General features: G+C 42.7%; 7 protein-coding genes and 1 pseudogene. 4 read left to right on the top strand and 4 right to left on the bottom strand.

What is annotated here, in order from left to right:
* Positions 1–122 precede the first annotated feature (122 nt).
* Both RW114_RS18245 and RW114_RS18240 read right to left on the bottom strand, forming a co-directional pair.
* On the bottom strand, positions 123–932 hold the full coding sequence (locus RW114_RS18245) for a catalase (RefSeq protein WP_340124182.1): 810 nt from the start codon (positions 930–932) through the stop codon (positions 123–125).
* A gap of 319 nt (positions 933–1,251) precedes the next feature.
* On the bottom strand, positions 1,252–1,608 hold the full coding sequence (locus RW114_RS18240; RefSeq protein ID WP_340124183.1) for a DUF924 family protein: 357 nt from the start codon (positions 1,606–1,608) through the stop codon (positions 1,252–1,254).
* A 110-nt stretch (positions 1,609–1,718) separates the two neighbouring features.
* Here RW114_RS18240 and RW114_RS18235 point away from each other — a divergent pair, with 110 nt between their 5' ends.
* Positions 1,719–3,269: a transposase gene (locus RW114_RS18235; RefSeq protein WP_340124181.1), complete on the top strand. Its 1,551-nt coding sequence runs from the start codon at positions 1,719–1,721 to the stop codon at positions 3,267–3,269.
* A gap of 319 nt (positions 3,270–3,588) precedes the next feature.
* A complete protein-coding gene (locus RW114_RS18230) occupies positions 3,589–3,813 on the top strand; it encodes a hypothetical protein (RefSeq protein WP_340124180.1) in 225 nt (74 codons plus the stop codon).
* Positions 3,814–4,122: 309 nt separating this feature from the next.
* Here RW114_RS18230 and RW114_RS18225 read toward each other — a convergent pair whose 3' ends face one another.
* On the bottom strand, positions 4,123–5,529 hold the full coding sequence (locus RW114_RS18225; protein ID WP_340124179.1) for a transposase: 1,407 nt from the start codon (positions 5,527–5,529) through the stop codon (positions 4,123–4,125).
* Positions 5,530–5,688: 159 nt separating this feature from the next.
* Between RW114_RS18225 and RW114_RS18220 the strand changes: the two genes are divergently transcribed.
* Both RW114_RS18220 and RW114_RS18215 read left to right on the top strand, forming a co-directional pair.
* Positions 5,689–8,931 carry a bifunctional DNA primase/polymerase gene (locus tag RW114_RS18220; protein ID WP_340124178.1) on the top strand — a complete coding sequence of 1,081 codons (3,243 nt, stop codon included), beginning with the start codon at positions 5,689–5,691 and terminating at the stop codon, positions 8,929–8,931.
* A gap of 1,232 nt (positions 8,932–10,163) precedes the next feature.
* Positions 10,164–11,084, top strand: coding sequence for a hypothetical protein (locus tag RW114_RS18215; RefSeq protein WP_340124177.1), 921 nt, complete (start codon positions 10,164–10,166; stop codon positions 11,082–11,084).
* Here the strand turns inward: RW114_RS18215 and RW114_RS18210 are convergent.
* A pseudogene (locus RW114_RS18210) lies at positions 11,070–11,194 on the bottom strand (IS1595 family transposase); the annotation flags it as partial. The gene RW114_RS18215 and the pseudogene RW114_RS18210 overlap by 15 nt on opposite strands.

Genomic DNA, 11,194 nt, shown 5'->3' with positions numbered 1-11,194 from the left:
GAGTTCAAATACTCACTCACCAACTGTTGGTGACGCTTTGCCAAGCGAGGATCGAGGTCTAATAACTTTTTTTATATTCATGGCGTATGTTACTACTTTTGTGCTTTAAGTTGTGTAGATAGCTATGCCCAGAGGGTCGATTGCAATCCCAGCTTCGGCCGCCAGTGAAATTTTACAAAGGTCGATTCGCCCGAGCCGTTGATCAGACGAAATGAATGAATACCGAAGCCTTCGATCATCCGTAGCGAGCGCGGCAAGGTGCGGTCAGACATCACCCACATCACCATATGCATGGCTTCCGGTGTCAGTGAGATATAGTCCCATAAGGTATCATGCGCCGAGGCCGCCTGAGGAAAGCCCCGATCAGGCTCCATTTTAACGGCATGAATCAAGTCTGGAAATTTGATCGCATCCTGGATGAAGAACACCGGAATATTATTGCCGACCAAATCCCAATTGCCCTCCTTGGTGTAAAACTTGACGGCGAAGCCCCGCACATCGCGCGGCGTATCGGCAGAACCCGGTCCGCCTGCTACAGTTGAGATGCGGGTGAACAGCGGTGTTTGTTCACCCACTTCGGTCAAGACTTTGGCGGTTGTATACTTTTCCAGGGATTGGGTGAGTTCGAAAAAGCCGTGAGCGCCGGTGCCGCGGGCATGAACGATACGCTCTGGAATTCGCTCGTGGTCGAAATGAGTGATTTTTTCACGCAGAATGAAATCTTCCAATAGCGTCGGACCGGTCGGATTGGCTCTCAGGGAGTTTTGATTATCTGAAATAGGTAGCCCCTGATTCGTTGTCAGCGCTGGCTGATCGCCGGTGACAGCCTGGTGCCACTCACCACCGTTGCCGACTGAAATAGCTGACTCTTCCAGTCCGGACTGGGCAGGTCCAGTTTTTATGGATAGAACCCGTGTTTTTGCTTTGCTCATCATGAACCCCCAATAGATTTTGCGTGCCAACTTAGAATGAGAATTATCATCCGATATCCGGCTGTTGGGGTCTGTACGTTGTCGTACACTCGATTAAGTTAATCACAGCAGTGCATCAAAATATGATTGTCATGAAGTCGGTATGAACCGCTGAATTAAATACCTTTAACTTCTGAACACGGGAATGCTCTTACAGTCTGCAATGGAGCTTAGACCTGCCAATGGGTATAGAGTGCTCAGCGGCAGGTATGGGTCGGGTGGCGACAGTAATCTCGTTAAAAATATTACAATTTTGAATGGCCGGTATTGAGATTTTTTTTCAAAACGATGCCCCCGCTGTTTTTAGAAAATCGATCTCTTCCGGTGTTGATGTGCGACCGAGAATTGCGTTGCGGTGCGGATAACGGTCAAAACGGTCGATGATTTTCTTGTGCCGAAGCTCGAATTCTAGGTTTGCTTCCATACCTGGCAGGCTGAACAACCCAACCGCAACTGCGTGGATCATCAGCGACTCGCTGTGCATGTATGGCATGTAGAGAAAGGCCCGTTGTTCGATGTCCAGTTCGTGGTCGGCATTGACGGTAACCGCAGTTTGCGCCAGAGCCAGCGCAAGGGGATCATAGGCAAAGGCTTTGGGATGATTGCGATAGATATTGCGTGAAAACTGGTCGAAAATAATGATTTCGGCCAGTCGGCCTTTGGCTGACTCACGCCAACTATAAACCTTAAAAAATCAGTCAAACAAAGCGCTATAATCTGAAGTGTCCGAATTACTTGAGCTGAGCCATGGTATTACCGCCTAAAGTTATTCACCCAAAGGGTGACACAGAACCAAACCTTAAAAAGCGTGAAATCAGCGCACTGGTTGCCGATACATTTGATGGAAAAATCCATATTGAGTGGGATCCGCAAGCGCAAGTCACCCCATTAGGGCAGTTGCCGTTTTTCATCCAGTTTTTAAAAATGGGGCATTTATTCGCACCTTGGGTAGATGAGTGTCCTTTGAGCTATGCCAGCAATAACGCACCCAAAAAAGTCAATGTGCTGGGATCGTTTTTGCTATCAATCCGGGCGGGCCATACCCGCTATGCCCATATCACCAGTTTAATGGGGGACGGTGTCAATTCCACATTGTTGGGCATGACTAAAGTGATCAGTGATGACGGCGCCCGTAGAGCACTGGCTAAGATTGAAGAGGAAGACGGGGTTCGTTGGCTGCAAGATCATTTGTATCGCTGTTACAGTCCTTTGCTCAGTCAATCGTGGATACTGGATACTGATGTCACAGTTAAGCCCTTGTATGGCAAACAAGAAGGAGCCGTTATTGGTTATAATCCACATAAGCCGGGGCGTCCCTCTCATACCTATCACACGTACATGATCGCGAATTTGCGCCTAATTCTTGATGTCGAGGTTCAGGCCGGCAACCAAAGTTCATCGGCCAATTCAGCGCTAGGGCTTTGGGCATTACTGGAACGCATACCCCGCGCAAACTGGCCTGCCTTTATTCGCGGCGACTCCGACTGGGGTAGCGATGCCATCATGACTGAAGCCGAGCAACTCGGCATAGACTATCTGTTTAAGCTCCGGCAATCAGCTAACGTCAAGAAGCTGATTCTTCAAAAGCATTGTGAGTCGGACTGGCAACGCACCCATGACGGTTGGGAAGCGCTATCCACTGAGCTCAAGCTGAACACTTGGAAACAGTCGCGTCGAGTCGTTCTGGTTCGGCGTCGATTATCTAAGGCTATTGTCATCGCACCGGATTCAGATAAGGCGCTACCCCAACAACTTTCTCTGCTGGAACCGGCGGAAAATATGGCAGCCTACGAGTATAGTGTTTTGGTGTCATCACTGGATGCCGAAGTAACCACTATCGTTCAACATTATCGGGATCGTGCCGATTGCGAAAATAACTTTGATGAAATAAAAAACCAATGGGGCTGGGGCGGATTTGTGACCCAGAAAATCAAGCCTTGTCGTTTGATCGCTCGAATGATTGCCCCCATCTATAACTGGTGGTCACTGTTTGTCAGACTGGCAGAACCGGATAAGCATTATGAAGCCATCGTTTCCAGGCCTTTGTTATTGCATGGGGTGGGCAAGCAAACCAGCCATGCGGCTCAAAAGACCCTTACGATCACCAGTACCCACGGCAGAGCCTCTTATGTGCGGGCGGCCTATGAGCGGGTATGCGAGTTTTTTAATGAGCTCAAAGTTATTGCGCCGCAGTTAACTCCACTTCAGTGCTGGTATCGTATTTTGAGTGAAGCAATGAAGAAATATTTGCTGGGAGCTATTTTAAAGGCACCTGATTTGATGATTTGTGACTACTAAATACAGGCAATAATCGGAAATACTTTGTCAAGTTTATGCTGAATATTTTTGGCAGAGTTAAACTCAACTGATTTTTTTAGGATAAAGCTCACAATGTCCGGCAGCACAGTGCAAAGCGCCGAAGCGTGACTCATTGTGCCAGTCCAAGTCGTCCGATGTTGCCCATCACCGCGTATTTTGGACGCAGCAGCACTGGGCGGTTTGAGACCGACTCCTGCAAGCCGACCTCGGGAGGCCAACTCCCATCTCTGATATTGCACCGCAAGCTTTCGCTTGCGCTCGTGACACACGTCCGACAGACTCCTAGAGGACTTTACTTATGGGATTAACACCAACACTCAAACCAACACCTGAACAGAAGCTGATTGTCAAACACCAGCACGCCAACGCCATGGTCGTGGCTGGACCAGGTTGCGCCATAACATCAACCATGGCGTTAAGGGCAAAGCATATGCTCGACCAGGGATACGGCCCTGAATCCATAGTCATACTTATCCGCCGATGTGTACTGGTGCCTAAACTGACCTTTTTAAGCTTTTCATAGAAGTGCCCCCGTAAGACAATAGGAGTCAGATCAGAAGCTTTGGTTAGCCCGTACTTTTTGAGGTATCCTTTGTGGAAACCAGATATCACTACGTAACAGGCATTTAAAGGCGCTTTTAACAAATACTGCAATTCATTCAGCCACTAATCAGATATATACGATGAATACCCTAAACGCCGCCTCAAAAACTGTTAAAACAAGAAGAGCTGTTTCATTTACTGAATACACAAGCTCATCCGGCTCGTTGTCAAAAACGTATAACTCGATGTTCAAGTTTTTAAATTTTTTGCAGCCTGGTTCTTGAGAAAGTCATCCAGCAGCTCGGTACTGTAGTGAAGCCGTCGATCCTAGGCGCCCTAAATCTCTCCCAACCATATGCTTGCCAGAAGGCATTAACTGAAAAACATCATCAATAAGTCCAGCCAATTGCTTAAGCTTATCCGCAGGATTCTTATCCTCTAACAAGGCTTTGATAAATTCAATCAGCACATCCATTTGAGATTTTCGTTGCAGGCTGCCTACGGTATACGCGGGCAGTTTGTTTTCTATGCGGGCCGTCTGCTCTGGGTGAAGGAGGAGGCAATGGTCAAACAACAGACTCAGGATCAGGCCTCGGCTTGATCCCTCTTCATCCAATTGTTTGGCCTCACGCCCCCAACCTTCATAAAGCTTCCAGTCCTCAAAGAAAACCTCTACAAGCCACCTCAACGTATAGGCTTGAACAGTATCCATTGTGCGCCACGTCATGTCGGTGGCCACCAAATAGCGGTAATCGGTTTCACCTTCATATTTCAAGGCAACAATTAAGCGTTTTTTGCCATGAGCAAGTACTTTTAATCGCGCACTGCTCACCGTCGCTTTAACCTCTTCACCGCCACGCACCCGCAAAGTCACTTCCACGCCTTTGTTGATGGTATCAAAATAATCTTTCAAATTCCTTTTCTTGCCGCTATATTCAATGACTTGGTTCTCGCGCAACTGGCTAATAACCTGGGTAATACCACATATCCGTGAAGCTTTATCCATAAAACTCGCTTCACCGTACAGAGCGTCAGCTAACACGGCTTTGATTTTAATATTGCCGTGAGCATCCTTGAATGCTTGCAGTAGTCGTAACGCAAGCTGCGTTTTTGTTGGGTAGCGGCTATCTCGCTCCGGCCGAGCAGGGCGATCTTTTTTTGCCACCCCCTCTTTTTTCAAGCGTTTATCTTCTTTAACCCATGCCGTCAGCACAGGATCTGGCCTGTAAAAAGCAAAGCCTACTGGAAGTGTGACTGTCTGCGTGACCAACAACAATAAAACCACCGTCTGTCCGTTGACATAGCCACCTGAAGCCTTGTGTTTTTGCTTATGCACACCATAAATTCGCTTGGTTCGCTTTGAGCGTGCCCGATCAGATTCATCAAGAACCAGCACGCCTTCAGTAATTCCGTGCCGCTCCAAAACTAAGGTCACACTCGCCAAAAGCAAATGATCCCAGGCTATTTTTGCTTCGCGAAACATCCACGAAAGTGCGGCAATCTTGTGTTCTCCCAAGCTCGCACGCTCGAACTTCGCCCAGCACACCGAATTGGTCAGTAACATCCCCGTTAAACAAAATCCTAGCCAAGTCTTTTGTAGGTGCGTCAGCCTGGCATTGGACTTTAGCTTTCCCAGGGCTGCATCTAAATCAGTGACAAACGATTTTATAAAGTGTGCCGGCTCGTACATCAACATGGTGTTGAAATACGTGGCAGTTTACACTGATTAGCTTACCCGTTTTCCGGCTGTATTTCTAAGCTTAAAAACTTGAACATCGAGTATAAGCTAATAAATAAAAAAATTAGCAAGAATGCGTCGGCAACGATGTATGAAGGGACTGCAAAGCGGATCACTATGCCTTTTAAACAGTTTGCCAGCGCATTATCAAAAGCCACGGACAAACAGGCATTTGGCTACGGAAACTGTTTAAAAAAATATCCGGATGAAGTGCATATAGTTGTAAGCGATAAAGAAAACTCAAAAAATAATATTCTTTCCCGCACCAAAAAGTTTTTCAAGTATCGGGAGCAACCAGGCATTTTGATGCTTGACTATGACCCGAGTGAATATGGTTCAACCCTAACAGCCGATGAATTGATGGAAATATTATTTGACATTGACCCTGGCATTGAAAAAGCTGCCAGGGTTGTTCGCGGCTCAGTATCTGCCGGTGTTCACTTGACTGGAAAGAAACCAAAAACCAATAAAGGTTTTCACATTTATATTCCTGTCAAAGATGCTTCCGGCATACCGAAGTATGGCAAGCTATTGTTTGATCACTTATGGTTGAAAGGCCATGGCTATATTGCTTTGTCGGCAAATGGTGGTTTATTGGTGCGATCACCTATAGATGCGGCTGTGTTTAGTGGGGAACGCCTGGATTTTGTGGGAAAGCCTATTATATTAAGTGATGGTCTTGAATATACGGAACCTCATGTAAGCTATGTTCAGGGAGCATATTTCGACACATCGGAACTGCCAGGGCTTGATGGCAAACAATCAGCGACACTTAAAACTCTAATTGCAGAAGCAAAAAAAGCCATCAAGCCAGGCAGCGAACAAAAAAAACTTGAGTTCAAAAAAAATAAAATCGATGAGATAGTACAAGAGACCGGCATTCCATGCAAAGAAGCCGCTGATCTTGTTACAAAAATATTTGCTGGTAAATGCATAAAACTGTGGGGTGATTGGATTCTTGAATTTTCAGATGGAGACATATCAGTTGCCAACCTCTTGGAAGACCATGAAAAGTATGATGGTAGGGCACTTGCAGACCCAATTGAAGGCAAGGGGTATGGAAAAACAACTGCAAAGTTTTGGTGGAATGACGGCAAACCAATCATACGCAGTTTCGCTCATGGCGAAGATAAAATTTACAATTTATTTACCCATGAACCTAAAAGATACATTGAGGGAATTGAGCCGCACTTTAGTGCTCCAAACCACATATCTAGGGATGAAGCTTGTGAGAAAATGGCGCAAGCTGCAAGGCAGTGGTTAAAAAATCCTAAAGGCCATTTCGCCATTTCTGCTCCAGCTGGGATAGGTAAGACGAGAATTGTCCTAGAACACGTTGCTTCGGCGGCAACTAAAAAGTTTATTGAGTATTATGTGCCGACACATCAACTCGCCAATGAAGTAATGGATACCTTGTTGAAAATTAATCCTAAATTGAAGGTTACCGTTATTCGGGGTAGAACTCATGTTGATAAAAATCATGCAGGATCTATTGCACCATGTAAAAAGTCAGATTTGATTCAGTCAATACAAGATTATGGATACAACATCTACGAAAGTGTTTGCCAAGATTGTAAGCATTTTTATAACTGTGAATATTTAGATCAATTTACTGATGACATACAAATACGTATTTTTACGCATAAATATTTGCAGTTAGGCCGTGGCCTTGATAAAAAAATTCCTGATATGGCAATCATTGATGAAGGATTTTTTACCGGCATGATAAACAACCGTGTGACCACTTTAGGCACTATTGAAAATTATATTGGAAATAAAAAGTTAACGGATGTGATTTGTGAGTCCCTTTCAAGCAAGAGACCAGTGTTGGCCAAGCTGCGGAAGACTTTTGGGGATGATGTCATTAGCGAACTGGATTGCGCCATCAAACAAGTTTTGCCTAGCTTGCCAGAAGTCACGGCCAAAACTGATGCCGCTAAAATAAAACAAAAACTTGGCCATGGCTTGAAGGAGCGACAAATACTGGCCGTTATGTTTGAACAGCTAAAAACAGAAATTCAAGCATTTCCAGCACGAAAACATTCAATTACTGTTCGGCTGGTTAATGACAAGGTGGAAATTGCCTGCCGCCATGAATTGGATAGATTCAAAAAGGTGTCAGGGGAAAGCATTGCTTATGTGCCTGTGCTATGCATTGACGCTGATTTTTCCCAAAAAGTGGCCAAAGTATTTTTACCAGGTATCAAGAGAACCAAACTGTCAGTAGGACGTAATGCCTACATCACACAAATTTATAGCACGACCAATGCAAAGTCGAGGTTCACCCCAAGAAAAAATGCGGCAAAAGGTGGGCGAGAAAGTGACGCTGCCAAAACACACATAAAAAATGTTCAAGGCATTATTGATAACGTATGCTCAGATTATGGGAAAGCCTTAATAGTTGGCTACCAAGATTTGGTTGGCAATGAGAAAACGGGCATTAAATCTAAAGTTGTTTTACCAAAAGGAAGTGAATCTGTGCATTTTGGTGCGTTGCGAGGTTTAAACAAATTCAAAGATCTCAACACTGCAATTATTATTGGCCGGAATCAACTGCCATTGGATGTGCTTGAATCACAGGCGGCGGCACTCTGGTGGGATAGTCCAAATGAACTCGTCTTTACCGGAAAAGTTAGTTTTCAACAACGCGGCTACCGGCTTCGAGATACTGACAAAAAGCTCGGTGTCCTTGTGATGGTGTGTGCAGACGATCGTGCTCAATTGCTACAAGAATTGCAACGCGAAAGCGAGAGTTTACAGGCGATAGATAGATTGCGGCTCATCCATAATGATGAAATTAAAAATGTATTTTTGTTGTCTAATGTGCCGCTGGATATTACTGTTGATAGTCTAGTAAGTTTTAAAGAACTAAAAAACTGGAAAACAAGCATTGAAAAAGCATTGATGCGGGAAACTAATGGGGTTTTACTTTTAGGTAGTGATTACTTGGTAAAAAATTACCCCGATCTTTTTTCCAATCTAAGCATGGTGAAAAACAAAGTTGGTGCCGCTGGTTTGGCACGTAAAATGGAAGACATCAAAAGATCTGCCAGCTCCCTAGTTTTTAATAAAAAAGAATATAACTTAGTAAGCTTTAGGGTGAAAGGAGAAAAAGGAAATAACAGAAAAGCCTTGGTACCCAGAAAGATGTTATATGTAGTTATAAAAAAGCACTTGAAGGATTATTTCAAAAAAGACATTGAAATATTTGAGTCTACAATAACTAGACGCGGACTAGAAGACATGAAGCCAATAGTAAGTGATTTTGATGATATTGCAGACCGTTGTAGTAGATTGCCACAATACTATGATTCAAGTTATGATGTTTGGTATGTGAAGATTGATGATGACGAAGAATAAATATATAACTATGTTGGCTAAAAGTGACTTGTGGTAACCACAACAATATACATCATCACTTTATACATAAGTCCGAAAAGGCCAATAAAATCAATGCTGTTTCTAAAAAGATACTTCATTGATTTATAATTATTCTTCAGACTTGTGTGTAAGCAAATGCAATATACATGTATTTTGGTATGTTTGTCTTAAGCTTTTAATGGGTAGATTGTTTCTTGAGTTATTTGCCAAGTAATACCAGTTAAAAACGTTTAAATGCCGGTAAATATTTTTATGTTTTTTAACGCTTAGAAATTGCTTTATAGAGATCTAAACATAATGCATTAATGTTTCATTATGTTTAAATTACTATAATATAATTAATATAGAGATCTAAACATAATGCATTGATTCACATATTACATTATCATAGTTGTTCGTCAAAATCGTGCATTATGGTATGTTACTATTAATTACCATAAATTAGGCACCAACACGGGTATTTACAAGCTAACTGGGTTAATGTACGGTTTTTCCGAAGCTAATGCTTGGTTACCGCCGGATTATGCAGCGCAACATACTCTCTCTTTTTAGACGCTTTTTCCTGCCGAAAACAAACAACCAGACAGCAAATTCCCGACATTTATTATTTTTATCACCACCCGTCAAAAACGTACATTCTGACAACGATAGCAGAAATAAAGCATCTAAATATTAGCTATTACGACAACCGCACTTTTATCTTTTTTTTACTCGATTAAATTAAAGTGCGTTCATTATTTATTTTTGATTTTTTGCAGCCTTATTTTTTACCAAACACGTTAAATACACTTCACAAATCTAGTCTATGTTAGGTGCTGCTTATTTTCCATTAAAAGCCGGAATGCCGATTTAGACGAAACCCACCACTATAGAAACTTAGTGGGATCTTTGTCCAAAGATATATTTGCCGAAAGTCCCTAGGCCAGACCACGCCTAGTATTGTTAAAAACACTCCATTTAGTTTCCCCATCTTTCTTTGTTAATTTCGCAAAATAATAGAATCTATGTTAGTGTTCGGAAAAATCGGCATTTCGACAGCTTGGTTGCTTTTATTCTTCGATTTTTACGGATTTGTTTAATGTTTGCGAGAAATTCAACATTGTTCATGCGGATCTCATTTGCGCAACTATTTTCCAAAAAATTAAAAATGTAAAAGGTTTACGCAAATAGCGTTTTGCTATTTTGCATAACTTTATAAAAGGAAATGAATCATGTCAGATAAAATATCGTATCAAACAGAAAATGGTTGCTTTGTTATCCACCATTCAGAAAGCAATACTGAAATACAATTGTGTAACTTCACAGCAAAGATAATAAAAGAAGAAAAGCTTATCCATGAAGATGGCACTTCTGAAGTGTTTGTTCACATAGATGGCAAAACAAAAGATGGGATCATACTTAACAGAGTCCGGTTAAGTATGGCTGAGTTTGACAAGCCATCCTGGTTTAGAAAAAGCTGGGGTTCCGTTGTTCAACTAAATCAACATGGCGTAAAAAATGCATCTACACATTTGCCTCTAGCAATTCGCGCAAATAGCCTCGACTCGATTTGTTATGAAAGTGTTTATGGCAAAACAGGCCTAGTCTTTGATAAACAAAATTCACCAATATTCTTGTTTAATAATGGTGCTGTCACAAGTACAGGAGTTGATCCCAACTACCGGGCTAGCTTACCTGATGAAATAAACTTTTATAGTTTAGAAGAAAATGTCTTAAGCAAAGCAGACCTTAATTCTGAAATTAAGGAAGTGCTTGGGTTGCTAGATTTATCCGATAAAAACCCATACATTGGCACCTTGTTGTGCCTTGCTGCATTTAGGGCTGATATTAGCATCTGGTTGCCTGTTGATTTTTGGTTTTTTTTAATTGGTGGCAAAAAAAGTTCCACAAATAAAATAGCTAAGGTCATTCAAAGTTTTTTTGGATCTTTCCAGAAAGAATCAGTTTTATTACCTTGGGCTTCATCACCGACTAAATTAGATGACTTGGCCAAAGCAGCTACCAATACTGTGTTCACCGTGAGTAATTTTGAATACCCTTCTGATTCAAAGCGACTTCCAGAATACATTAAAAAGGCCAATGACTTTTTTCTAAAAATTCATAGCCGTACTTCTAGGCTATGTCATCGTTAAATATTGAAAATTCCCCAGAGCAGCATTGAGTAGGGTTTCCGGCGTGAGTTGGCAGTGTTGTTCAAAAGCCCGTCGCCAGCCCAGGTAGTTTGGCAAGTATTTGGTAGCTA

Origin of the sequence: Methylobacter svalbardensis (assembly GCF_037671525.1) — a bacterium.
GTDB classification, from domain to species: domain Bacteria; phylum Pseudomonadota; class Gammaproteobacteria; order Methylococcales; family Methylomonadaceae; genus Methylobacter_A; species Methylobacter_A svalbardensis.
This window is presented reverse-complemented; position numbering and strand designations above follow the sequence as displayed.

What these genes read in the sequence shown, in the direction of transcription:
- RW114_RS18245 (WP_340124182.1), bottom strand. Translation starts at nt 932, where the DNA reads ATGAGCAAAGCAAAAACACGGGTTCTATCCATAAAAACTGGACCTGCC.
- RW114_RS18235 (WP_340124181.1), top strand. Translation starts at nt 1,719, where the DNA reads ATGGTATTACCGCCTAAAGTTATTCACCCAAAGGGTGACACAGAACCA.
- RW114_RS18230 (WP_340124180.1), top strand. Translation starts at nt 3,589, where the DNA reads ATGGGATTAACACCAACACTCAAACCAACACCTGAACAGAAGCTGATT.
- RW114_RS18225 (WP_340124179.1), bottom strand. Translation starts at nt 5,529, where the DNA reads ATGTTGATGTACGAGCCGGCACACTTTATAAAATCGTTTGTCACTGAT.
- RW114_RS18220 (WP_340124178.1), top strand. Translation starts at nt 5,689, where the DNA reads ATGCCTTTTAAACAGTTTGCCAGCGCATTATCAAAAGCCACGGACAAA.
- RW114_RS18215 (WP_340124177.1), top strand. Translation starts at nt 10,164, where the DNA reads ATGTCAGATAAAATATCGTATCAAACAGAAAATGGTTGCTTTGTTATC.